The sequence below is a fragment of the Brasilonema octagenarum UFV-OR1 genome (genome assembly GCF_963888615.1).
In the GTDB taxonomy this organism is placed as follows: domain Bacteria; phylum Cyanobacteriota; class Cyanobacteriia; order Cyanobacteriales; family Nostocaceae; genus Brasilonema; species Brasilonema sennae.
Genome location: NZ_CAWPKW010000220.1, coordinates 25,022 through 48,391 on the forward strand (window position 1 = coordinate 25,022; position 23,370 = coordinate 48,391).

Sequence of the window (23,370 nt, forward strand, 5' to 3'; positions counted from 1 at the left end):
TTAGTTTTGAAGAAAGGAAGTTAGAAAAATGGAAATGATGATTGAAGATTTGATGCAGAAGTTGATAGAAATGGGTGGTTCTGATATACATTTATCTGCAGGTTTGCCTCCCTACTTTCGCCTCAGTGGTAAACTGACTCCTATTGGCAATCAGCCATTGTCAGTAGATGAGTGTCAATGGTTGATTTTTAGTATGCTCAATAATTCCCAGCGTCGAATTTTAGAGGAAAACTGGGAGTTAGATTGCTCTTATGGTGTTAGGGGATTGGCTCGTTTTCGGGTTAATGTTTACAAAGAACGTGGTGCTTATGCCGCTTGTTTGCGGGCGTTAAGTTCCAAAACTCCAAACTTTGAAAAGTTAGGTTTGCCAGATGTTGTACGAGAAATGTCAGAAAAACCAAGGGGATTAATTTTGGTAACAGGTCCCACAGGTTCTGGTAAAACAACTACCCTGGCTGCAGTCATTGACTTGATTAATCGCACTCGCTCAGAGCATATTTTGACAGTAGAAGACCCGATTGAATTTGTGTATGAACCGATGAAAAGTGTAATTCATCAAAGGCAACTTGGTGAGGATACGAAAAGCTTTGCTAATGCTTTAAGAGCAGCTTTGCGGGAAGATCCAGATATCATTTTGGTGGGTGAGATGCGCGATTTGGAAACAATTTCTTTGGCGATTTCTGCTGCGGAAACGGGACACTTGGTTTTTGGAACTTTGCACACGAGTTCAGCCGCACAAACTGTAGATAGAATTATTGATGTTTTCCCCTCCGAAAAACAAACTCAAGTGCGAGTGCAGTTATCAAATTCACTGGTGGCGGTATTTAGTCAAACTTTGGTTCCTCGAAAAAATCCGAAACCAGGTGAATTTGGTCAAGTGATGGCTCAAGAAATTATGGTTGTGACTCCTGCGATTTCTAATTTAATTCGTGAAGGAAAAACATCTCAAATCTATTCTGCTATTCAAATTGGTGGAAAAATGGGGATGCAGACTTTAGAAAAGGTTTTAGCAGATTTATATAAGGCAGGAGTTATCTCTTTGGAAGATGCAATCTCTAAAACTTCTAAGCCGGATGAGATTAAGCGTCTTATCGGTAGTGCAGCACTACTCGCTGGAACAAGAGCAGGAGTAGCAGTCAAAGCACATTAAAACACAGGGTTCTCTTAACAGTGAACAGTGAACAGTAAACAGTAAAAGACTGATAACTGATAACTGATAACTGGTTACAAGGGGCACTTTCAATCAACAAGCAGTCCTGGTTGGGGGCTGTGAGTTTGTTATTTTTGAATTTTAAATCTTAAGTTTTAAATTTTGAATATTGAATTGCTTTATATGCCAACATTCGTTGCTCGTTTTAAGGACTCGCGAGGAAAATCGAAAAGAGAAAAAGTTGTGGCTAATTCTTTGGCTCAAGCTCGTATTTCTCTTAGGCAACAGGGTTATATTGTACAAGATATCAAAAAAGAATCTCAAGGCTTTGACTTCAAACAACTTCAAACCAAATTTATGTATGTTTCCGTGAAGGATAAAGCCGTATTTTCTCGTCAATTTGCTGCTTTGGTGAATGCAGGAGTGGCAATTGTGAGAAGTCTGAGTGTGTTAGCCCAGCAGTGTAGCAATCCTAAACTGAAACAAGCGATTTTGGGTATTAATATTGATGTACAAAGTGGTATGAATCTTTCTGAGGCGATGCGGAAATATCCTGATTGCTTTGATGGTTTATATGTCAGTATGGTTGAGGCTGGGGAAGTTGGTGGTGTTTTGGATGAAGTGCTAAATCGTTTAGCCAAGTTGTTGGAGGATATTGCTCGATTACAAAACCAAATTAAGTCAGCATTGGCTTATCCTGTTGTTGTGGGATTTTTGGCGATCGCCATCTTTCTTGCTATGACGATTTTTATCATCCCTATTTTTGCCAATATTTATAAAGAATTGGGTACTGAGTTACCTGCTTTGACGCAATTTATGCTGCAGCTAAGTGAAGTGTTAAGAAGTTGTTGGCTTTTGGTGATTATCGGCGTTATCACAGCAGGTATCGCCTATCGACTGTACTACAAAAGTCAGGTTGGACGTGAAACCATAGACCGTCTTTTGCTGAAGATACCGTTGTTTGGTGAGTTAGTCCAAAAATCATCAGTTGCCCGTTTTAGCCGTACCTTTGGTTCTTTGACTCGTTCAGGAGTACCAATTCTGACTTCGTTGGAAATTGTGCGGGATACCTCAGGAAACCAGGTAGTTGCTAAGGCTATTGATACTGCGCGTGTAGAAATTCAACAAGGAGGTATGATTAGCATTGCCTTGCAAAAAGAGAAAGTTTTTCCTCCAATGGCAATTCAGATGATTAGTATCGGAGAAGAAACTGGTGAATTAGATGTTATGTTGATGAAAATTGCTGATTTCTACGAAGATGAAGTCGAACAAACAGTCAAAGCACTAACCAGCATTTTGGAACCGATTATGATTGTCGTTTTGGGGGGGATGATTGGTACAATTTTACTCTCTATGTATCTGCCTATGTTTAAGGTGTTTGATAAGCTTGGGTAATTATCAGTTATCAGTTATCAGTTATCAGTTATCAGTACTTGTTGTCGTCTGAAACCTTGATAATTGTTCACTGTTTACTGTTTACTGTTCACTGATAACTGTTGATATCATGTCACAACTGCAACGAATCGCAATAGCACCATCCCAATTTCAACAAGAGCAAATATTGCTGACAAAAGAGCAACAACATTATCTGGAACGTGTTTTGCGCTTGCGCGGTGGCGATCGCTTTATTGCAATAAATGGCAAGGGTAAATGGTGGTTGGCGCAGTTGGAAGGAGAAAAAGCACAAATTTTAGAGTCGCTAACGGTGGAAACGGAGTTACCTGTATCCATAACGTTGATGGTAGCTTTGCCCAAAGGAAATGGATTTGATGATGTGGTGCGGTGTTGTACTGAGTTGGGAGTCGCGGTTATTGTTCCGGTTGTGAGCGATCGCACTTTACTTCATCCTAGTCCTCAAAAACTCCAACGCTGGCTGCGCATTGCACAAGAAGCTGCTGAGCAATCAGAGCGTTCTTTTGTGCCTACAATATTAGAACCCGTTTCTTTTATAACTAGTCTTGCCACACAGACAGCAAATTTCCCTTCGGGGAGAACCTCCGGTTCCGCTGCGCTAACGCAGTCGCCTACGGAGAAGCCAGTACTGCGGGAGGGGAGCCAGTCCGTTGCGGGGGTTCCCCCCGTTGTAGGACCTGGCGTTTTCCCTCCGCAGGTATCTGGCGTTGGAAAGCCGTCATTCGCGCTGTCTCACCGTTACATTTGTGAGGCTCGTGGCAGTTATCCTCATTTAACAGAGGCAATCAATCAAGTTTCTACAACATCTGAGATTATCATTGCTACTGGACCAGAGGGAGGATGGACAGATAAAGAATTGAAGCACGCTATTGAGGCTGGATTTCAACCTGTTTCCCTCGGGCGTCGCATCTTGCGAGCAGTCACAGCCCCAATTGTTGCCTTATCTGTTGTGGCAGCACAGTTAGAATCGGTGGCATTCAATGGCGCAAGCTAAAAACAGTATACATGATTGCGGGGACAGCTTTAGATATAATACTAAATACTTTTATATATAAGTAGTTACTTTTTTATAAATCTTATCAATTAACAGTAGGGTGAGCAACGCCCACCCTAAACAAAATCCAAAGGCTACTTAGAGGTTTTGACTTGATTTGCCATGTCTAAGAAAGAACTCATGTTCGCACCGGGACGACGACGACCATTGCTAGTATTAGGTACAGCGAGATATTTTGGTGCAAAAGTCGTTTCAGTTGGCTCCTTTTGAATTATTGCTTTGGCTTTTTGTGAGTTCACAGGCTCAGGCTTAGCACCAACTGCACCCTGTGTTAACTGAACATTAGGTTTTCCCTCAGCAGCAGCATCTTTTGTTCCATTGTTTGTGTCTGCTTGTTTTGGGGCAGACTTAGCCGTTTTCTTAGCCTTGGATGCGGCTGGTTTTGCGGCTTCTTGAGCTTTGGATGCGGCTGGTTGTGCGGCTTCTTGAGCTTTAGATGTGACTGAGCCAACGGCTTCTTGAGCTTTGGATGTGACTGGTTCAACCGCTTCTTGAGCCTTAGCTACTACTGAGCCAACGGCTTCTTGAGCTTTGGATGTGACTGGTTCAACTGCTTCTTGAGCTTTCGAGACTACTGAGCCAACGGCTTCTTGAGCTTTGGATACTGCTTGCTTGGCTGCTTCTTTGGTTGCTTCAGCGGCTTCATCGAGCTCTAGGTAGTAGCCGTTCTTCTTTTTACCCAAAAGCCCAGTAAAGAAATTCGGAACCCCAGTGATTAAATTTTTGAAACCGTTCATTAGAAATTCTCCTGCCTCTTATACCTGGAATGTGACCGTAATCCTTAGAAAATCACGGAATATGTTTAATTTTTATCAAGATATTCTTGACCCACCCATTTGCGTATACAACCAGTTACGGTGACAGCTTTCATAAAGTGGCTATGACTAAACAGGGCTAGTGCTTTTTACTCTTTACTTTCAGGCACTTGCCACCTTTAAACAGTTAGGTTTTATTATTAAATTTTACTGTAACTTGAAGCAATATTTCGAGAGTCTACTTAAAAAAAGTTAACTTATACTTTCAGATATGCGTATCGACTCTTGAAAGCACCCATTAAGCGTTAAGCGTTCCCACTCGCTGCTCAAACATTCAAAATTATCAATTCAAAATTCGCTCATTAAGAATTTTGAATTGATAGCCTAGCGTGCCCGCAGGGCATACTTTGAATTTTGTTAGCGCAGCGGGGCGTAGCCCTCCTTTGAATTGTTTTGTTCCCTGTTCGCTTCAAACCAATACGGAGACTGTCATAGCTTTTTGGCAAACGGTGATTATACTCGACTAAATTAGAAAAAGATAGAACTTAATATTATTTAGTAAATGAAGAACGTCAAAAAACAGCGAAACCCAGTCCTATTGGTACACGGTATTTTTGATACAGGTCGAGTTTTCGATAATATGATTCCGTACTTGAACCAGAGAGGTTGGACGGTGTATGACCTAGATTTAGTGCCAAATAATGGCAACATTGGTCTTGACACCTTAGCTCAGCAAGTGGCTGATTATATTGATGCGACTTTTGAACCAGAACAACCCTTGGATTTAGTCGGCTTTAGCATGGGAGGTATCGTTAGCCGCTATTACGTCCAACGACTGGGAGGAATCAACCGTGTGCAGCGGTTTGTTACCATCTCATCACCTCATCATGGCACTTGGATTGCCTACTGTCGTCAAGGTGTTGGTTGCATTCAAATGCGTCCTGATAGTGTTCTGTTGCAAGATTTAAATCAGGATGTTGAGATGTTAAGACAGATCGATTTTACCTCTATCTGGACACCTTATGATTTGATGATTGTCCCTGCGAGTAGTTCGCAAATGCCTGTGGGACGTGAAGTGATAGTACCAGTTTTAAATCACTCCTGGATGCTGAGCGATTCCGGAAGTCTGGCGGCGGTGGCGGAGGCGTTGACAATTCAAAATTCAACATGGACTCCCTCCCAGTGCGCTAACAACATTCAAAAGACACAACCCAATACTGAAAAGTCTTCTGTCTATTGACAAGATGGAATAAAAATGGATTACAGTTTAAAGGCGTTAAGCGTAGCTCTGCCGTAGGCAATCGCCCACCAGAAGGCTCCCTGCTGGAGCATCGCCAATTTGCGTATACTCAGCACTCCCAAAAATTGCTTCAGGATAACGGTAATACTTCAACTCCATTAAGTTATAAAAAGGGTCTTCTAAAAAGAAAGTGCGATGTTCTAGGGCAGAACCAACAAAGCGATGTTTAGCTTCTTCTTTAAAAAGGAGTTGTCGCTGTTGCGCCCTTGCGAGTAAATCCTCCCAATCATGTTCTAAAGTAAAAATTAGCCCAAAGTGTCTTGGGTATATCCCGCGTTGGGGTGTGAGTGGTTCTTTTGTGACATGAGCTACTAGTTGATGACCGTAGAGATTGAGAATTAGGGCGTTGCGGTTTTCCCGTCCTGGAGTGCAGCCTAAACCATCTACATAATATGCTTTTGTCTGGGCAATGTCTGTGACGGGAAAGGCTAGATGAAATAATGTTTGGTTCATTGCTTGTATGGGTAAGACTCCCTCAAGTTTTACCAGATGGAAGTTGTGCTAAACTCCCTGACACCAGCTATTTTAGAGCATCAACCCATGAGAAAGTTGATCATTCAACTATTAATTGTCATTCTGGTACTAAGCGGATCGATAGGGTATGTGTTTGTGAATCGCGCAACGCCTGCCTCAAGCTGCACGATCGCAAGCCTTACTACACAGGTTGGCAACGGTACATTGTCCTACAGTCAAGTGGGGAACGGGCGCTCGATTCTACTGTTGCATGGTTTATTTGCCGACAAGGAGCAGTGGAACACCATGATGTGTCGGCTGTCTGAGGTAGGCTATCGGGCGATCGCCCCAGATTTACCAGGCTATGGCAACAGTAACGGTTTTACTTTGAGTGACTATGCTCTGGAGAACCAAACAACACTCCTACATGAGTTGATGGAGAAATTGAGGATTAAGTCTTTTGATCTAGCGGGTAGCTCGATGGGCGGAGCGATCGCTCACCTGTATGCTCAACGTTACCCAAACCAGGTGCGTACCCTCGCCTTTATCGGTTCACCATTGGGCATTGTTGATTGGGCAAGCAGTTTTAAAGAAGCAATCTTCCAAGGCATTAATCCTTTTATTCCAATTACCAAAGAACAGTTTGCTTTGGAAATCAGCCTGCTTTTCTTCACTCCTCCCACGATTCCTGATTCTGTCATAGCAGAGAAAGTCAACGATTACATTACTCGCAACCAACATTACCAGCAGGTTTGGGATATTGTAAATCTCTATGATGACATTCTCTGTCAGGGTGTACCAACTCAACTTCCCACATTCACTATTTGGGGCGAGGAGGACAAGATTTACGACATTAGTGGGGCTAATCGACTGCAAGAATGTATTGCTGGTGCAAGAGTGATCCAGTTGCCCAAAGCAGGACATCTAGTGCTGATAGAAAATGCAGATGAGGCAGCTTCAAAATATGTGGAGTTTTTGCAAACTGCCAGAGGTAGATAGAACAAGCAAGGGGGAGTTTTGCAGGGTAAGCTCATCTGATGTATTTTGGTTTGTGCAAAATGCAAGTTCTATTCGTTGTGCAAAAGCTGATCTGGAAGTTGCTCCAAAACCCTTTCAAATGGCGCACTGTTATTGAGTCCCCGCGTTAAAACGAGCGCACCTTGAACTTGGATCACCGCATCCTCTGCTCGTTGACGTGCCTGTGTTTTAGACAAACCTACCTCTTCTAACACCTGCGCTAAACCATCAATCCAAGCATTAAGCATTTGATTGACTTGCTCGTGAAACAAATCGTTGGAATCGCCAAGACTAAATAGCGCTAACAGACACGCATCTCTGCCGCAGTTGTAAAACTGTTTGAGACTTTCATTCATAGTGTGAATGCGCTTTCTTGGTTCACCCGAACGGTGTAACGGTTCGAGGATTGCTACTCCAAACCACTGACTCACATGTTCCAGCACCGCCTCTGCCATCTCCTGTTTTCCATTGGGGAAGTGATGGTATAGGCTTGCTTTACCTAAGCCAGTTGCTTGGGAAATTCGAGACAGGGTTGCTCCTTCGTAACCATACTGACGAAACACGTTGACTAATCGCCGAGACGCTTCAATTTTGTCCATTGAATTTTCTGTTTAACCTGTTGACATTGTACCGATTTTTCGGTACAGTTATCTTGTACTGAATGTTCGGTGCAAAAATATAAAGATATCAAGCGTATTGTGAAAAACATTTATTTCCAAGCAATGCTTGTTGTTGTATGTCCTTTTATTGTACCGAACGTTCTATTCAAGTGATTTGAAGTCAGGAGAATTTGAGAGCTATGTCCGCATACCGCACAATTGAGATTGATAGTCTCCATATTTCCTATCGTGAAGCAGGTTCGCCCTTATCTCCAACAATCCTTTTGCTTCACGGCTTTCCAACTTCATCGCATATGTTTCGTAATTTGATGGGTGCACTAGGCGACAAGTTTCATGTGGTTGCACCTGATTATCCCGGTTTTGGTAACAGTTCAATGCCAACGGTAGATGAGTTTGAATACACCTTTGACCATTTGGCTGAGGTGATGGAGAAATTTATTGAGGCAATTGGATTGAAGAAGTATAGCCTTTATGTAATGGATTACGGTGCCCCAATCGGATATAGAATTGCAGCTAAGCATCCAGAGCGAGTTGAATCACTGATTGTTCAAAATGGGAATGCGTATGAAGAAGGACTTCGCGAGTTCTGGGAACCCCTTAAGGCTTATTGGAAAGAGCGTACACCTGAAAATGCTGACAACTTGAGGCAATTTTTCACCTTGGATGCAACCAAGTGGCAATATACTCACGGAGTCCGCAATCCTAAATCGATTAGTCCTGATAACTGGAATATCGACCAACCGTTACTTGACCGACCTGGTAATAGTAACATTCAGTTAGCGCTGTTCTATAGCTACGGTTCTAATCCACCGTTGTATCCCCAATGGCAGGAGTACTTCCGCAAGTATCAACCTCCAACATTAGTTGTTTGGGGCAAGAATGACCAGATTTTTCCTGCCGATGGTGCTTATCCTTACCTACGGGATTTGAAAAATATTGAATTCCATTTGCTTAATACAGGGCATTTTGCTCTTGAGGAAGACGGTGAAACCATTGCTTTGTTGATCACCAACTTTCTGACGAAACAATTGCAACCCTTAGAGCGCCGGTTCAGTAAAAATAGTTGATAAATAAGCCTAAATGTGATAAGACTAATGTCAGCAAATTCCAGTTATTTAGAACCGATTTGGCTTTCCCTAAAGACAGCTTGTGTGTGGGTTTTAACATCACTTATCAGATCGCCATTTTGCTAATCTAGGAGTGGTGTTGGGTCAAATGGATAAGTCAAATGCTGAAAACAAAACCTGTGACAACCAACTTTGTCAGTCCGATCAAACTCAATCAACGGTTGAATAAATCCCTGATGTTATCCAGTCGGCAAATTGGCTGGAAAGGGATCTTGGTTGAACAGTATCAGAATTCTCCGACTCCAAGTGAAACTGAACTTCCTGCCCTGTCAGATCATTTGCTCAACTTACCCCTGGGACACCCCGTCCATTTGACCCAGAAGCGTGATGATCGCCTGCATGAATCAATCGTTCAAAAGGGTGACACCATCTTTGTTCCTGCCGGACAACCGAGCTACTGGCGCTGCCAGGGAAGTGAAACCTACCAGCCAACGCTGCACATCCACTTGAAACCGGAGTTGATCACGCAAGTTGCTGAAACATCTGAGTTTGATCGGGAGCAGATCAACCTCGTGAACTGTTTCTGTAAGCAGGATTTACACCTTCAGCATATCGCTATGCTGCTCTTGGCTGAGTTAAAGTCAGGTGGGATGATGGGTCAATTATATGTCGAATCATTGACTCAGGTGCTAGTCATTCATCTTCTGCGACATTATTCCACCTTCACGCAGACAATTACGTCCCAGAACAGAAGCTTAACGAACGCTCAATTGCAGCGAGCGATCGACTATATTCACACTCACCTTGACCGAGATTTGTCACTGGTTGAAATTGCAGGAGTCATTAATATCAGCCCCACTTACTTTGCCAGTTTGTTCAAAAGCACCACAGGTATTTCTCCTCATCAGTATGTGATTAAACAGCGGGTGGAGCAGGCAAAGCTGATGCTGTTGACAACGAACTTGGCGATCGCCGACATTGCATTACAAGTGGGGTTTTCCAGTCAAAGCCATCTGACTCAACACTTTAAACGCCTCACTAGAATGACACCGAAACAGGTTCGCTAAAACCATAAGAATCTGATAAAGCGTTGTAAGAATCTGAAAGAAGTCGAGCATTGGAACTCACTACACTTGGGATAGATAGGGCATTGTTAGACACTTCAGGAATAAACCACTGTAGCTTCCTTGCTCTTTCCTTCAACTCTTCATTAGAAGATTTTGGGATACATCCGCCATGTTTTTTAGACCAATTTTGGCTATTATAACCGCAGTGCTGATTATTACAACCTCGTATTTTTTTTCGGGGATTGCCATAGGCAAAACTGCGAAAACTCAAGTACCAGGTGTCTACTCTTTCATGTTAGGCGATTTCACGATTACGGCGCTCAGCGACGGTACACTACCGCAGGATCTCCCTAAGCTCCTAACCAATACGAACCCGGCAGAAATTGATCGCCTTCTCCATAGCAGCTTTCTTACGAACCCTGTTGAAGCCTCGATCAATGCATTTCTTATCGATACCGGGGATAAACAGGTGTTGGTGGATACAGGTTCAGGGGAATTATTCGGACCAAAGCTAGGTGGCAAGCTACAAGTGTCGTTAAAGGCGGCGGGCTATGCACCCGACGAGATCGATACGGTTCTCCTTACCCATATCCATAGTGATCACAGCGGTGGTCTGGTCAAAGGCGATCAACTAATGTTTCCCACCGCTACAGTTTACGTTGGCAAGCCTGATGTCGATTTTTGGCTTAATCCTGCCAATGCAGAGCGATCGCAGCTCGACCGCAAATATTTTGATGAAGCAGTCAAAACGGTCAAACCCTATCTCGATGCAGGCAAGCTTAAGCCGTTTTCCGGCAAGACGGTTATTCTGCCGGGGATTACCGCACGCCCCACGCCGGGACATACGCCGGGACACAGCTTCTTCCTTGTTCAAAGCGGTGGCGAGAGCATCGAGTTCTGGGGCGATATTCTTCACGTCGCCTCGGTTCAATTTCCGAAGCCCGAGATCACGATTGTCTATGACGTCGATCCCAATGCCGCAGCGGTGCAACGTGCGAAACAGTTCGCTGACGCACAGATATCACGCCGCTTAGTTGCAGGCGCACATTTACCCTTCCCAGGAGTTGGGCATATTCGCGCGGAAGGTAAAGGCTATGCCTGGGTGCCTGTGGACTATCGCTGGCGTGAACAATAAGGTTGTGTCGCCAAAAGATAGGACATTTTTAGACTACCTGAGGAATAAACCACTGTAGCTTCCTTGCCCATTCCTTCAACAGTTCATAACAAGGTTATGGAATACATCCGCCATGTTTTTTAAACTAATTTTAGCTGTTATAACCGCAGTAAGGACTTAGACACAATGAGAAAGCAACTTATTAATCCGCCACAACTCTATGATGGAAGACCACACGGAATGTCCCATGCTGTTATCGATACCGCATCGGCTACCGTTTACATTTCTGGTCAAGTTGACTGGGATGTGAACCATCAAGTCTCATGCCATACCGTCGAGGGGCAACTCTCGAACGTGCTAACGAACCTAAAGGTCGTCCTAGATGCATCGGGAAGCTCCGTAGAGAATCTGCTTAGCCTTCGCATCTATGTTCGTGGTGAACTTGGAGAATTTATGGGGACTATCGCACCAATTATCGGGCAATTTCTAGCAGAATCGCGCCCCGCTCTTACTGGCATCGGTGTTTCCTCACTTGCCTCTCCAGAAACATTGGTTGAAATTGAGGCAACAGCAGCACTTAAGTGACCAACTGATTTCCGAAATTCGTGTTTATTTAGGTGGCAAGCTACAAGTGTCGTTAAAGGCAGCTATGCACCCCACGAGATCGATCTGGTTCTCATTACCCATATCGATACTGATCACACCGCCGGTCTGTAGGACATTTTTAGACATCTCAGGAAGAAACCACTGTAGCTTCCTTGGCCTTTTCTTCAACCCTTCATTAAGAGGTTTTTAGCAATGCAATTTTTAGGTGAAACAAAAGAACAATCTACGGCTGCTGAGGTTTTTGCTGACAGTCTCGCACTGATTACAAAGGATATTCAAGCCTGGGTAGAGCTGTTTGCCGAAAATGCAGTCGTTGAATTTCCGTATGCTTCTGCTCTCGGTTCACCAGAACGATTAGAAGGCAAACCTGCCATCTACAACTACATGAAAGACGCGTTAGCACAGATGCAAAATTTGGTATTCACGAACATTCGTGCCTACCCAACATCAAACCCTAATGTTCTATTTGCTGAGGTGCATGGGAAAGCCATAATTGTCGCTACAGGTCGTCACTATCAGCAAGATTATGTGATGCGACTGGAAACCAAGGATGGCAAGATCATCCACTACCGTGAATACTGGAACCCTGTCCCCGTTCTTGATGCGTTCGGTAGCACACAAAATTTGCGTCAATCTTTTAATGCACAGTAATGCAGAGGAGAGGATAGATATGAAAATTGTGATTGCAGCCGCATCAGGCAATATTGGACGACGCACCGCAGAGAAAATCATCCAGGCTGGTGCTGAAACTATTCTTCTGGCACGACATCCAGAGAAGTTGGCTGATTTAGTGGCTCAAGGTGCCACGGTGAAGCCAATCAGCAGCGATGATACTCAAGGGTTGATCGAGGCAACCCAAAATGCAGATGCTTTGTTTTGGCTGACTCCACCGAAACTTGATGCACCAAGCTTACGCGACTGGTGCATCCAGACGGCAATGGCTGGAGCTAAAGCAGTGCGTGAAAACGATGTCAAGCGAGTCGTCAACATTTCTGGCATTGGTGCGGGTTCAGCATCAAACTTGGGTACAGTCTCATTTGGTGGAAACGTCGAATCGATCTTCAACCAAACTACAGCAAATGTGCTGCATTTGCGTCCCGGCTATTTCATGGAGAATTTTCTAGATCAAGTTGAATTCATTCGGCGAGACGATACCGTATACTTCCCCTATGCCAGCGATCATGATATTCCTTGGATTAGTACTGACGATATCGGCGATGAGGCAGCAAAATATCTACTCAATGATGGTTGGGCAGGTCATTGGACTCGGAATTTAATGGGATCCGAAAATTTAACGCTGTTTGAAACAACTGCTGTCCTTTCACAAGTGCTCAATCGCCCAATCAAATATGTCCAGGTGACTATTGAATCGATCCAGCAGCGCCTTGCATTGACGGGCGCAACACCTGATGTACAACGAGAGTTGGGCAATCTGTATCGTGCCCTTGGCAATCCTGACGGAGTTTATGCGACAGTACGAACACCTGAAGCTGTTACACCAACGACGTTTGAGCAGTTTGTAAAAAACAAACTATTTCCAAACAATCTAGCACTTACGCATTGACAGAAAGTTGACTATGTGCATTGCCATTACCTAATACCCCGGCGACACGGGCTGTGATGGCTTCGCCTGCCCTATTCCCGAACGCGAGTGCGTGTCCGTTCGGCGTAGCCTCCATTGTAGCAAGTGGCGTGCAACTCTAGAGGGTTCCCTTCGTGCGTGCAAACTGCCGTGCAAATAAACAAGAGATGAACTTGTACTTCATCCGGATGAGAACTGCTTATTCATCTCAGATATTTGCCTGCTGTCTTTGATAAAGTGACCAGTACAAACCTTTTTGTCGCAACAGATCCAAATGGTTTCCGCGTTCAGCGAGAACTCCCTTCTCCAGTACCAAAATCAAATCAGCACGCTTGAGGGGGGCGAAACGGTGGGCGATGAGAAACACGGTGCGGTTAGCGGAAACTTTTTGTAAGTTTTCCAGGACTTGCTGTTCAGTTTCACTATCTAAAGCACTGGTTGCTTCGTCTAAAATTAAAATTGGTGCTTGCGAGAGAAATAACCTTGCTAAGGCTATGCGTTGGCGTTGTCCGCCAGATAAAGCTGTACCCCGTTCTCCAACATTTGTTTCGTAGCCGTGGGCTAATTCACTGATAAAGTCATGAGCAACGGCATATCTTGCAGCTTCTACAACTTGTTCTGAGGTGATGTCAGGATTACCGAGAGTTATATTGTCTAAGATAGAACCGTTGAATAAAAAGTCTTCTTGCAGAACTACACCAATTTGTTGGCGCAGGGAAGCTAAATCAGCGCTTTTAATATCAAAACCATCAATGAGGATGCGTCCTGATTCAATTTGATAAAGGCGTTGCAACACTTTAGAAAGAGTACTTTTCCCAGAACCACTGCGTCCAACAACACCAACAAACTGTCCTGGTTCTACAGAAAAGGAGATTCCTCTCAAGACGGGTTCAGCACTTTGTCGGTAACGGAAGAAAACTTGCTCAAAGTTAACTTGACCTTTGAGGGATGGTAACACTAAACCAGTGCCTGGTTCCGCTTCTGGGGCTACGTTAAGAATATCACCAATCCGGTCAACAGAAAGCAGCACTTGTTGGAAGGTTTGCCACAGCTGTACGAGGCGTAAAAGTGGTGCTGTGACTCTACCAGAAAGCATTTGAAATGCGACGAGTTGACCGACTGTTAATTTATGATCAATAACAAGCTTGGCTCCAAACCAAAGAATAAGCAAGTTGGAAAAATTGGTCAGGAAGTCACCAATATTGCTACTAATGTTAGAGGTGGTAGAAGCTTTGAAACCTGTGCGGACGAAGCGAGCAAATAAACCTTCCCAGCGATCGCGCGCTGCTGGTTCTGCTGCGTGTGCTTTAACTGAGTGAATTCCGGTAATTGTTTCGACAAGAAATGATTGACTATCAGCACTGCGGTTAAAGGTTTCGTTTAGCCAGTTGCGAAGAATTGGCGTTGCTACCACTGTTAAAGTGGCAAACAACGGTAAGACTGCTAACGCCACAAATGTCAGGGGGATATTGTAGTAAAACATTAACCCCAAATACACCACAGCAAAGATGCTATCCAAAACCACAGTTAACGCCGTACCTGTGAGAAACTGGCGGATTTGTTCGAGTTCTTGAACTCTTGCGACTGTATCTCCTACGCGCCGAGACTCAAAATAAGCCAAGGGTAACCGCATGAGGTGACGAAACAGCTGTGCTGATAAACTTAAATCTAGACGACGGGCGGTATGGGTAAAAATAAACAGTCGCAGGATTCCAAGAACTGCCTCGAATATTGAGGTTAGCAGGAGTGCGATCGCCATAACATCAAGAGTTGGCAAACTCTCTTGCACCATCACCTTATCAATAACGACTTGAGTAATGAGTGGTGTTGTTAACCCCAAAAGCTGCAATGTAAAAGACGCCAGCAGTACTTCTGCGAGTAATCCTCGGTACTGCCAAACTGCTGGAGTGAACCAATTGAGGTTGAATTTTTCTTGCTTTTGGATGACTTCTACTTGCCATAACTGCCCATCCCAAGTTTCTTCAACCACTGAGCGTGGTATGGTTTCACAAGTGTTATTGGGATTTAGGGGATTTGCGATAGTTAGGCGATCGCCCTTGAGGGCATACGCGACTATCCAACCTTCCTCTGTTTTTCCTGATGTTTTCCACCGTAACAAAGCTGGAAATGATAACTGTTGTAACTCACTCCAACTGACTTGCAGCCGTCGCAGCACAAATCCTAACTTTTCTGCTGCTTCCACAAGATGTTTTGGTTGTTGTCCTCGCAGTTGACGTTGTACCCATTCGAGTTGTAAGGGATTGTCTAGCTGTTGCGCCACCATTGTTAAACACGCCGCACCTGTGTTCCAGCTAGAGACGAATGGATATGTTGATACAGAAGTCGAGGACGGGGAGAGGGGAGGGGAAGAAGGAGGAGATGAAGGAGTGGAGGAGTGAGAAACTGAGGCAGATGAGGCAGAGACTTCTAATTTGGAATTTGGAATTTGGAGAGAAGTTGAAACGCAGGTTTCCTCCGTCCCTTGCGCGTCTTTGGAGGAGACTCCAATCTTAGGTGATTTGGAATTGATTTGTTCTGTTGTCGCGGTGTCTTGTTGATTTCCTAACCAAAACCCTTCAATTTGTGGCGTTGAAAGTTCTGCCCATACTGCTGTCGTCTGGCGTAGTACGACGACTTCTTTACTAGCAGCAACAGCCTTGCACTCCACAGAAAAGTTGTTTAAGTCGCCGAACCAATCTCCTGGTTGTAGTACTGTCAAAGTCTTACCGACGCTTCCGTCCCGCAAGCGGATGTTTCCAGAAATAATCAAGAATTGGAAACCTGCTGCTTCTTGTGGCCAGATTTTTTCTCCCAATTTGTAGCGAAGAGTTTCTGACACCTGTTGCAGTCGGTTTTGTTGTTCAGCTGTTAGCCAGCACAGTGGTGGTTGATTCCAAGATTGAGATGCTAGCACGCTATTTTCTGAAGATTCGTTATCTAAAAGTTTTAATTCACCTGCAATTTTACCGTTAGTTTTTGAATTTTCTCTGCTAGCCATTTCTCAAATAACTCATTTTGTAGTGCTTGCCTTAGTTGAGTATCTTCTAACGACGCGCTCAGAAATTGTTCCACACGAAACAATCCATAGCGTCCTTCCAGTTCTATTGGTCCTATTAATTGTCCGGGACTGGCAATATCAACACATGCCCTGAGTTTATCTGGCATCGTTCCCCGACTTACAGGCCCCATCATACCGTTGACAATTTTTTCACCTGAGAGGGAATATTCTCTAGCAAGTTGCTCAAAGTTTGCTCCTTCTTCGATTTGGGTTTGTAGTTCTTCCGCTAACTCCTGAGTCTCAACAACAATTCGCGAAACTACCACCCTATCTAAATAAATTTTACGTTCAATGTAGTATTCTTGTAGCTTGGATTCTGTGACGCTCGCTTTCAGTTTTTCTACCTTAAAACCATAAGCAACTGATGAGTGAAAGGTATCATAATTTGTCCCATTACTTTGTAACCATTCTTGAAATTTCTGAGGTTCTGTCAATTTATTTTTTAGTCGGAAGTCAATTATAGTCTGTTCTGTCAAAGCAGAACTAATGAGTATATCTTCTCGTTTTTGTAGTTCTTGTTCGATTATGTACTGGCGAAGAATGTCTCCAATAAATTGCCCCAATTTTCCGGATGATTGCAAATATTTTACTGCTTGTACATAGGAAATCGGTTTTTCATCTACAGTCAAAAATTCCATGAAGTTAAATAAATAATGAATAGAAAAAACGACAAAAAAACAACATACAACTATTTTTTCTATAAAATTGCATTTGAATTGACAATTTTATAGAAAAAATAGTGTTGCAATTATAACTAGTTTTCATCAAGAGTGATAATTCACCAGGAGATTGCTAAAAAAAACTCAAGATTTTTATAAAAATGTTAGGCAATGAAATGTGCCCATATCCAGGCAAGCAAAATTGCAGTAGTTGCGCCGATCAATGTGTTTAAAATATTCACCACTTCATTAGTAAGCCAATTAAAGCGAGATTGCAGTGTTGCACCAATCACACTTTCTAAATTCGTAGCTACAAACGCTGCTACAACACACCAAAAAACACCGAAGAAATCTATCAAACCGACTCCCCAACCGAGTAGTGCTTGGGCGAGTGAGGCGATCGCACCAGCTAAAGTTCCCTCCAAACTAACCGCGCCTTCGGTTCCGCGTGCGACTGGTTGTAGCGTGGTAATCAGAAAAGTGCTTTTACCATAAGCCTTACCCACTTCACTTGCACAGGTGTCAGAAAGCTTTGTACAAAAACTCGCCACATAACCCAGCAACAATAGAGTAGTTGGCGTGGGATGTAAATTTTGAGGTGTAGGAATAATTCCCGAACTTGTCGCCCATACTCCTAACGCACACAAAGCCGCAGTTAAAGCAGAACCCCAGACATTTTCTGGACCTCTTGCACCAGAACGTTTTTCTGCAATACCTTGTGCTTCCTTCTGCGCCATACCTACGCGCGTAATCAAAGAACCAACAAGAAAGTAAAACATCACGACTACATATCCTTCCCACCCCAGTGTTGCCCAAATCAGCACACCAAGTAGCCAAGCGTGAAACACTCCAGATGGAGTAAGCAACTTTTTGGGGGCAATCCAAACTACAAGTAATAGCACAGAGTTCAAGCCGACTCCAACCAGCCAAGGATTTAGAGAGTTTATCGAATCAAACATTGTATCAACTCAGCTTTTTTAGAAGTATTTTGCCAAAGTACCAATAGAATAACTAATTTAGAACAAGTTTGATTACTACTTAAAAATCCTTAGTCACGGAAAATACACTCTAGGAATCCGGTTTGATTACGTATTTTATATTACAACTGTTTACAACACAGATTTTGTTAATTTTTCAGAGAAAACACTCTTAGAATTTATCAATTCTATGAAGAATCAGTAAAAATTTTCTATTTTTTCAGTAAATATCTACATAAGTATAATTTTTGCCATGAAATAATACGATATTAGAATTGACCTAATATATACAGATAGTAAACTGATTCACCTATGTCAACGACTTTTTCTGAAAGCTCTCTAGAGACTGCTAAAAACTTAAATACAGGCGTCAATCCTCAAATATTTAGCGATACATTAAATTCCGCTCACAGCAATTTCTACAGCTTTAATCTGAAAGGTCGTAGTAGTTTTAACCTTGAATTAGAAGACTCAAGCGCAAATGCACAGGTAGATTTGATTCGAGATTCAAATGGAAATGCTGTTGTAGATGACGGTGAAGTCATAAGTAGTTCTGTTTTCGGTGGCGCGAAGGCTGAATCGATTAACCAAACCTTAGATGCAGGTTTGTATTATGTCAAAGTCTCTATCGATGAAGGTTTAGAAACTGATTACAAATTGGCTGTTTCGGCAACGCCCATTGATTATGCTGGAGATTCTTTACAAAATGCACGTCAAATTACTCTTCATTCCAAAGCAAAAAACTACAGTGATTGGGTAGGTATATCAGATACAAATGATTACTACAAATTTGCACTCAATACCAAGAGTGATTTCAAATTAGGACTTAGTGGCTTGAGTGATGATGCACAGGTGCAACTGCTAGATGGTAATGGCAATACACTTGCAAACTCCCTTAACGTTGGTATCACAAATCAATCAATAAATCGTACTTTAAACCCAGGAACATATTATGTACGCGTCAACTCGTACGAACATGGTGAAAGTTTCTACAACCTAACTTTGTCAGCAACCGGTGTATCTGGTGATGAAACAATACCCACTCCCACTGATAGTGGCACATTATCTTCCATTTCCAACGGTGTACAACAACTAGCTGCTTCTGTAATTACATCTGTATTCCCTGATAGCAACACGCAATATGTCAAGGGAACTCTTCGATCAGATACCTTTACTTACCAGTCTACGTACAATCGGACAATATACTCTGGAAATGGCAACGTTGACTATGGCAGTGGTGGGCGAGACTTATTGGATTTATCTACATTTTCTTCTACAAGTGCCACAATCAAGTTAGTCGAGTCCACAGGGGGTGTCATGTATAACCCAGGCAATGGTACTCGCTTATTTGATGACATAACATTAAGCAACGGTAAACAAATTTTATTTGAGGGCATTGAAGCGATTAAATTTGCAGACAAAACAATCAACTTATCAGTAACACCTAATGACCCTTTGTTTGGGCAACAATGGAACCTACATATGATGGGTGTTCAAGATGCGTGGCGTTTGACCAAAGGTTCGGACAAAGTACTTATTGGAATTGAAGATACGGGTTTGGCTGCCAATAATGGTGTTCTTCACCCTGATTTACGTTCCCCCAATGTAATAAGTAATAACTACTTGGACGAAATGACTAACTCCATTGCCCACGGTACAAAAGTTGAAGGAGTGATTGGGGCGGCGAGCAATAATGGCATCGGGATGAGTGGTATCAACTGGAATTCTGAGATTTTCCATATCGATGTTATGGGTGGTGATCCTGGAGATTACGATTTGGTGAGTGCGACACAAACGCTGATTAATCAAGCAAATAGTAAAGGTCAGCGTCTGGTAGTGAACCTCAGCTTGACTGGTGGTAGTTCAACACAATTTGAGCAACTGATTGCTAATAACCAAAATACAGCCTTGTTTGTGGTTGCAGCTGGAAATACTAACGCCAATAGTCTTGAAAGTCCTGCCGACTTAGCGAATAACTATCTCAATGTTCTAGCAGTCGGTGGTTCTTGGGGAGTTAAAGACTGGAATGGCAATCCCACAACACCTGGAACACGGATTTCCTATCAAGGAGGATGGGGTTCCAATAAAGGAAATGGTCTGAGTGTCATGGCACCATCTGAGTACCTCACAACCAATGCTACCAAGTCTTCTAATGGTTTTACGTTCGACTATGATCAACGTTTCAATGGCACTTCAGCATCAGTGCCAAATGTGGTAGGAGTTGCTTCATTAGTGTGGAGTGTGAATTCAAATCTCACTGCTACTCAAATCAAGACGATTCTGTCACAAACTGCTTACGACTTGGGTGCATCTGGCTATGATACAGAGTACGGTTACGGGTTTGTGAATGCCGATGCTGCTGTTAGGAGAGCAATGGCTCTTGCACAGGGTGCGGCGTAATTAGCGGGACTAGGGGTGTAGGGGTGTAAGGGTGTAAGGGTGTCAGACAAGTAAAAAGAACCAAGTAACTCAGATCTTGCATCTCCACCTGAGCACACCTTGAACTGAAGTTCAAGGCTAATAGCTTAAGTCCGTTAAAACGGACTCAAAGACTAACAAGAGTCCGTTTTAACGGACTTGAACTTTGAGCCAAGAAATTTATTTCTTGGCGGGCGAAAATAATGGTGCAAGATCTGAGGTAAAAAGTGAGCCAGTGCGGTGGTGAGGCACTAGCTCTCCACCGCCACTCCCCTATCCCCTAGTTCTGGTCAAAATCTAAGCCAATTCTGCTGCAAATTGCCCTAAATTCTCCTTGCGCCACTTAGCATCTGCTTTGCGATTTGTCCGCAACTCTAAAACCCGAATTCCCTTGTTGGGCAGTGGGTTTAATCTTGAGAGTAACTGTTTCCAAGAAGTTATCAATTCGTGTTCAACACCATAAGTAGCACAGAGTTGAGCAAAATCAATATCTTGCGGAGTTGCAAAAAATTCTTCAAAGGGTGGCTCAAATTTTGAAATGGATAACATTTCAAAAATTCCACCACCATTGTTGTTAATTAACACAATGGTGAGATGTCCAACAAATTTATTTCTGATTAAAAAACCATTTGTATCGTGCAATAAGGCTAAATCACCTGTCAACATGACACTGCTTTGTTGGCGATGGGCAATTCCCAAAGCTGTGGATAATGTGCCATCAATGCCATTCGCACCTCTGTTAAAAAAGGGTTGCACTTGTGAGTGAGTCGGTTTCCAAAAGAATTCGACATCCCGCACTGGCATACTGTTGGCAATAAAAATAGGTGTTCTTGGTGGTAATGTCTGAGAAAGTAACCAAGCTGCTTTGCCTTCAAATAACTCCTCTATTGTTGTCAAAGTTTCGTCAACACTCGCCCTGACTTTTGCTTCTGCTGTAGACCATAGTTGAAGATACTCACAAGAAGATGAGGGAGTTATTTCTTTCCCTGCTCCCAATCTCCCCAATTCTTCTACGCTTATCCGTAAGTGAATTGTCTTACCATGAAGAGGGTCGAGGTTTTGGTCACTTGGGTCAATAATCCAGCGTTGTGCTTGGGTAGAAGTTAACCAGTTACGTAAATCTTTACTGGTGGGTATTTCACCAATTTGAATCACCACTTCTGGTGCTAGCTGTTTTGCCAATTCCTGATTCCGCAAAATCAGGTCATAAGTGGAAATAATATAAGGATTTTGGTCAGCATAGTTTCTGACTGGAGAGAGTCCCTCTGCCAAAACTGGGAATTTTAAGGTTTCACAGAGTTGGGCGATCGCACGACAATACTCCTGAGGTTTTCGCGGTTGGGCAACACCCGCGATAATAATTCCTCGTTGAGTTTTTAACCACTGTTGGAAAGGAAGATTTAAAGAATTGGGAAGATAAACAGATGGAGAGATCGTCGTTATCCCAGAAAAAAAGTCTTCTGTATCAAATTCGGACTGTAACAATTGTAAAGATGTTGTATGCAACATTTCTACATCGGGGATGGGTGCAAGGGGGTCGCGAAAGGGAAAATTGAGGTGCACAGGTCCGGGTACAGGAGTTTGTGAACGTTCCCACGCATGAATCATCGTTTGTCGCAAATAAGCAAGCATTCCCATATCCACAGAGGGAATTGCTAACTCTGTCTGCCAGTTTGGGTAATTGCCGTATAATTTCAGCTGATTTATAGTTTGACCAGAATGGCAATCTCGTAACTCAGGTGGTCTATCTGTGGTAAACAGCAATAAAGGTACACGACTTTCTTTTGCTTCAATCACCGCCGGGTAAAAATTCGCTCCTGCTGTCCCAGAGGTACAAATAACGACTGTGGGGCGTCCGGTTGCTTTTGCTTGACCCAAGGCAAAAAAAGCTGCAGATCGTTCATCAAGAATAGAAATTGCCTCAATATCAGGTGATTGTTGGGCAAAGGCGACTGCTAGAGATGTGGAACGCGAACCCGGACAAATCACAACACAAGTTAATCCTAGGCGCTTTAATGTCTGGGCAGCAATCGACGCCCATACAGTATTAATGTTTCTAAAATCAATTACCATCAACCTTGAAAGTCCAAATGTCCTGAGTTTTTAGTTCAAACAGATATGTCAACAAGAGCGTGTCATTTTAAACTGATTGTCTAGTGAGTTATCTGATCATCCTAATTTTCTGGTATATTTCAACCAACCTTCCTATCGTAGATGAATCAGGAAGGCCAATAAGCTGTTGAACACTCAAAGTACTAACTTAGGACTATTTTTATGGACTGCATTCATTTGACGGGAATTCGCTCCTATGGCTACACTGGGTACCTGCAAGAGGAACAGGTGTTAGGACAATGGTTTGAGGTAGATGTCAGATTATGGGTAGATCTTTCACAAGCTGCTGAAACTGACGCGATAGAAAATACTATCGATTACCGTAGTACTATCAGTTTGGTGCAAAATCTGGTCAAGACATCAAAGTTTCTTCTGATAGAACGTCTAGCAGGCGCTATTGCAGATTCTATTTTGGCATCAAGCGATCGCCTGGTACAAGTTCAAGTTATTTTGAAAAAACCTGCTGCACCCATTCCAGACTTTGGCGGTACAATCAGCATTGAATTAACTAGAACTAAATGAATTGGCCTCAAGCGATCGCCTGATACAAGTTCAAGTTATTTAAAAAAAACCTGCTGCACCCATTCCAGACTTTGGCGGCACAATCAGCATTGAATTAACTAGAACTAAATGAAATTAATAGTTGAGACTTCATCTCAATAATACCTAAAACTTGATTTTTACTTTCCATATTTGCCAGCACAAAAGAAAATCTTGTTAATTTCCTTGACACCTTCTCTCATCAACTTCACGGTCTGTTGAGGGATTCTCAAAGTTGCTCTTAAGAACTCCTGCTTCTATAACTCTTAACTTGAGTAGGAACAAAACCCAGTATTTGTTGTCCTCAGTTAAGGAGTAGTGCAATTGTTCTTATTTTGGCATTCTGGCAGTTCCCTTTAGATATAGCTGCTATACATAGTATAACATTTGACTTATTAACTTGCTGAA

21 protein-coding genes are annotated in these 23,370 nt (G+C 43.0%); 13 read left to right on the forward strand and 8 right to left on the reverse strand.

Going from position 1 to position 23,370, the window contains the following annotated elements:
- Positions 1–28 precede the first annotated feature (28 nt).
- The 3 genes from AC5590_RS16975 (at position 29) to AC5590_RS16985 (ending at position 3,557) form a co-directional block, all read left to right on the forward strand.
- Positions 29–1,150 (forward strand): type IV pilus twitching motility protein PilT, encoded by a 1,122-nt coding sequence (locus AC5590_RS16975; protein ID WP_169264711.1) that lies wholly within the window; start codon positions 29–31, stop codon positions 1,148–1,150.
- Between the two features lie 183 nt (positions 1,151–1,333).
- Positions 1,334–2,545 carry a type II secretion system F family protein gene (locus AC5590_RS16980; protein WP_169264738.1) on the forward strand — a complete coding sequence of 404 codons (1,212 nt, stop codon included), beginning with the start codon at positions 1,334–1,336 and terminating at the stop codon, positions 2,543–2,545.
- A 109-nt stretch (positions 2,546–2,654) separates the two neighbouring features.
- Positions 2,655–3,557 carry an RsmE family RNA methyltransferase gene (locus tag AC5590_RS16985; protein WP_248277207.1) on the forward strand — a complete coding sequence of 301 codons (903 nt, stop codon included), beginning with the start codon at positions 2,655–2,657 and terminating at the stop codon, positions 3,555–3,557.
- Between the two features lie 134 nt (positions 3,558–3,691).
- On the opposite strand, the gene AC5590_RS16990 is transcribed toward AC5590_RS16985, so the two are convergent.
- Positions 3,692–4,354 (reverse strand): hypothetical protein, encoded by a 663-nt coding sequence (locus tag AC5590_RS16990; RefSeq protein WP_169264712.1) that lies wholly within the window; start codon positions 4,352–4,354, stop codon positions 3,692–3,694.
- A gap of 580 nt (positions 4,355–4,934) precedes the next feature.
- Here AC5590_RS16990 and AC5590_RS16995 point away from each other — a divergent pair.
- A complete protein-coding gene (locus AC5590_RS16995; RefSeq protein ID WP_169264713.1) occupies positions 4,935–5,612 on the forward strand; it encodes an esterase/lipase family protein in 678 nt (225 codons plus the stop codon).
- Between the two features lie 36 nt (positions 5,613–5,648).
- On the opposite strand, the gene AC5590_RS17000 is transcribed toward AC5590_RS16995, so the two are convergent.
- Positions 5,649–6,125: a VOC family protein gene (locus tag AC5590_RS17000; protein WP_169264714.1), complete on the reverse strand. Its 477-nt coding sequence runs from the start codon at positions 6,123–6,125 to the stop codon at positions 5,649–5,651.
- Between the two features lie 36 nt (positions 6,126–6,161).
- On the opposite strand from AC5590_RS17000, the gene AC5590_RS17005 reads away from it, so the two are divergent.
- On the forward strand, positions 6,162–7,124 hold the full coding sequence (locus tag AC5590_RS17005) for an alpha/beta fold hydrolase (RefSeq protein WP_248277208.1): 963 nt from the start codon (positions 6,162–6,164) through the stop codon (positions 7,122–7,124).
- A gap of 68 nt (positions 7,125–7,192) precedes the next feature.
- Here the strand turns inward: AC5590_RS17005 and AC5590_RS17010 are convergent, their stop codons facing one another.
- Positions 7,193–7,741 carry a TetR/AcrR family transcriptional regulator gene (locus AC5590_RS17010; RefSeq protein WP_169264715.1) on the reverse strand — a complete coding sequence of 183 codons (549 nt, stop codon included), beginning with the start codon at positions 7,739–7,741 and terminating at the stop codon, positions 7,193–7,195.
- 200 nt (positions 7,742–7,941) lie between these two features.
- Between AC5590_RS17010 and AC5590_RS17015 the strand changes: the two genes are divergently transcribed.
- From AC5590_RS17015 to AC5590_RS17040, 6 genes are all read left to right on the forward strand, one after another.
- The gene (locus AC5590_RS17015; protein ID WP_169264716.1) at positions 7,942–8,829 is read left to right on the forward strand and encodes an alpha/beta fold hydrolase; all 888 of its coding nucleotides are present in this window, start codon (positions 7,942–7,944) and stop codon (positions 8,827–8,829) included.
- Positions 8,830–8,990: 161 nt separating this feature from the next.
- The gene (locus AC5590_RS17020) at positions 8,991–9,896 is read left to right on the forward strand and encodes a helix-turn-helix domain-containing protein (protein ID WP_211178401.1); all 906 of its coding nucleotides are present in this window, start codon (positions 8,991–8,993) and stop codon (positions 9,894–9,896) included.
- Positions 9,897–10,065: 169 nt separating this feature from the next.
- Positions 10,066–11,031 (forward strand): MBL fold metallo-hydrolase, encoded by a 966-nt coding sequence (locus AC5590_RS17025; RefSeq protein WP_169264717.1) that lies wholly within the window; start codon positions 10,066–10,068, stop codon positions 11,029–11,031.
- Positions 11,032–11,196: 165 nt separating this feature from the next.
- Positions 11,197–11,595, forward strand: a complete 399-nt coding sequence (locus AC5590_RS17030) for a RidA family protein (protein ID WP_169264718.1) — start codon at positions 11,197–11,199, stop codon at positions 11,593–11,595.
- A 213-nt stretch (positions 11,596–11,808) separates the two neighbouring features.
- A complete protein-coding gene (locus AC5590_RS17035) occupies positions 11,809–12,267 on the forward strand; it encodes a nuclear transport factor 2 family protein (protein WP_169264719.1) in 459 nt (152 codons plus the stop codon).
- 19 nt (positions 12,268–12,286) lie between these two features.
- Positions 12,287–13,180, forward strand: coding sequence for an NmrA family NAD(P)-binding protein (locus AC5590_RS17040; RefSeq protein WP_169264720.1), 894 nt, complete (start codon positions 12,287–12,289; stop codon positions 13,178–13,180).
- On the opposite strand, the gene AC5590_RS17045 is transcribed toward AC5590_RS17040, so the two are convergent.
- The 4 genes from AC5590_RS17045 to AC5590_RS17060 form a co-directional block, all read right to left on the reverse strand.
- Entirely contained in the window at positions 13,170–13,295 is a 126-nt protein-coding gene (locus AC5590_RS17045; protein ID WP_282453050.1) for a hypothetical protein, read from the reverse strand. The genes AC5590_RS17040 and AC5590_RS17045 overlap by 11 nt on opposite strands.
- 111 nt (positions 13,296–13,406) lie before the next feature.
- Positions 13,407–16,196 (reverse strand): type I secretion system permease/ATPase, encoded by a 2,790-nt coding sequence (locus tag AC5590_RS17050; protein WP_169264721.1) that lies wholly within the window; start codon positions 16,194–16,196, stop codon positions 13,407–13,409.
- Positions 16,145–16,894, reverse strand: coding sequence for a foldase protein PrsA (locus AC5590_RS17055; protein WP_169264722.1), 750 nt, complete (start codon positions 16,892–16,894; stop codon positions 16,145–16,147). Before AC5590_RS17055 ends, AC5590_RS17050 begins: the two co-directional genes overlap by 52 nt.
- Positions 16,895–17,079: 185 nt before the next feature.
- A complete protein-coding gene (locus AC5590_RS17060) occupies positions 17,080–17,874 on the reverse strand; it encodes a TIGR00297 family protein (protein ID WP_169264723.1) in 795 nt (264 codons plus the stop codon).
- Positions 17,875–18,204: 330 nt separating this feature from the next.
- Here AC5590_RS17060 and AC5590_RS17065 point away from each other — a divergent pair, with 330 nt between their 5' ends.
- On the forward strand, positions 18,205–20,292 hold the full coding sequence (locus AC5590_RS17065) for a S8 family serine peptidase (RefSeq protein WP_169264724.1): 2,088 nt from the start codon (positions 18,205–18,207) through the stop codon (positions 20,290–20,292).
- A gap of 315 nt (positions 20,293–20,607) precedes the next feature.
- Here the strand turns inward: AC5590_RS17065 and menD are convergent, their stop codons facing one another.
- Entirely contained in the window at positions 20,608–22,383 is a 1,776-nt protein-coding gene (gene menD, locus AC5590_RS17070; protein WP_169264725.1) for a 2-succinyl-5-enolpyruvyl-6-hydroxy-3-cyclohexene-1-carboxylic-acid synthase, read from the reverse strand.
- Between the two features lie 201 nt (positions 22,384–22,584).
- Between menD and folB the strand changes: the two genes are divergently transcribed.
- On the forward strand, positions 22,585–22,944 hold the full coding sequence (gene folB / locus AC5590_RS17075; protein WP_169264726.1) for a dihydroneopterin aldolase: 360 nt from the start codon (positions 22,585–22,587) through the stop codon (positions 22,942–22,944).
- Positions 22,945–23,370: the final 426 nt, after the last annotated feature.

Bases quoted from the DNA above. Each gene is read 5' to 3' on its own strand.
- AC5590_RS16985 (WP_248277207.1), top strand. From the start codon at position 2,655: ATGTCACAACTGCAACGAATCGCAATAGCACCATCCCAATTTCAACAA.
- AC5590_RS17045 (WP_282453050.1), bottom strand. From the start codon at position 13,295: ATGGAGGCTACGCCGAACGGACACGCACTCGCGTTCGGGAATAGGGCA.
- AC5590_RS16990 (WP_169264712.1), bottom strand. From the start codon at position 4,354: ATGAACGGTTTCAAAAATTTAATCACTGGGGTTCCGAATTTCTTTACT.
- menD (WP_169264725.1), bottom strand. From the start codon at position 22,383: ATGGTAATTGATTTTAGAAACATTAATACTGTATGGGCGTCGATTGCT.
- AC5590_RS16975 (WP_169264711.1), top strand. From the start codon at position 29: ATGGAAATGATGATTGAAGATTTGATGCAGAAGTTGATAGAAATGGGT.
- AC5590_RS17005 (WP_248277208.1), top strand. From the start codon at position 6,162: ATGGAAGTTGTGCTAAACTCCCTGACACCAGCTATTTTAGAGCATCAA.
- AC5590_RS17010 (WP_169264715.1), bottom strand. From the start codon at position 7,741: ATGGACAAAATTGAAGCGTCTCGGCGATTAGTCAACGTGTTTCGTCAG.
- AC5590_RS16980 (WP_169264738.1), top strand. From the start codon at position 1,334: ATGCCAACATTCGTTGCTCGTTTTAAGGACTCGCGAGGAAAATCGAAA.
- AC5590_RS17055 (WP_169264722.1), bottom strand. From the start codon at position 16,894: ATGGAATTTTTGACTGTAGATGAAAAACCGATTTCCTATGTACAAGCA.
- AC5590_RS17015 (WP_169264716.1), top strand. From the start codon at position 7,942: ATGTCCGCATACCGCACAATTGAGATTGATAGTCTCCATATTTCCTAT.
- AC5590_RS16995 (WP_169264713.1), top strand. From the start codon at position 4,935: ATGAAGAACGTCAAAAAACAGCGAAACCCAGTCCTATTGGTACACGGT.
- folB (WP_169264726.1), top strand. From the start codon at position 22,585: ATGGACTGCATTCATTTGACGGGAATTCGCTCCTATGGCTACACTGGG.
- AC5590_RS17060 (WP_169264723.1), bottom strand. From the start codon at position 17,874: ATGTTTGATTCGATAAACTCTCTAAATCCTTGGCTGGTTGGAGTCGGC.
- AC5590_RS17035 (WP_169264719.1), top strand. From the start codon at position 11,809: ATGCAATTTTTAGGTGAAACAAAAGAACAATCTACGGCTGCTGAGGTT.
- AC5590_RS17025 (WP_169264717.1), top strand. From the start codon at position 10,066: ATGTTTTTTAGACCAATTTTGGCTATTATAACCGCAGTGCTGATTATT.
- AC5590_RS17030 (WP_169264718.1), top strand. From the start codon at position 11,197: ATGAGAAAGCAACTTATTAATCCGCCACAACTCTATGATGGAAGACCA.
- AC5590_RS17065 (WP_169264724.1), top strand. From the start codon at position 18,205: ATGTCAACGACTTTTTCTGAAAGCTCTCTAGAGACTGCTAAAAACTTA.
- AC5590_RS17040 (WP_169264720.1), top strand. From the start codon at position 12,287: ATGAAAATTGTGATTGCAGCCGCATCAGGCAATATTGGACGACGCACC.
- AC5590_RS17000 (WP_169264714.1), bottom strand. From the start codon at position 6,125: ATGAACCAAACATTATTTCATCTAGCCTTTCCCGTCACAGACATTGCC.
- AC5590_RS17020 (WP_211178401.1), top strand. From the start codon at position 8,991: ATGCTGAAAACAAAACCTGTGACAACCAACTTTGTCAGTCCGATCAAA.
- AC5590_RS17050 (WP_169264721.1), bottom strand. From the start codon at position 16,196: ATGGCTAGCAGAGAAAATTCAAAAACTAACGGTAAAATTGCAGGTGAA.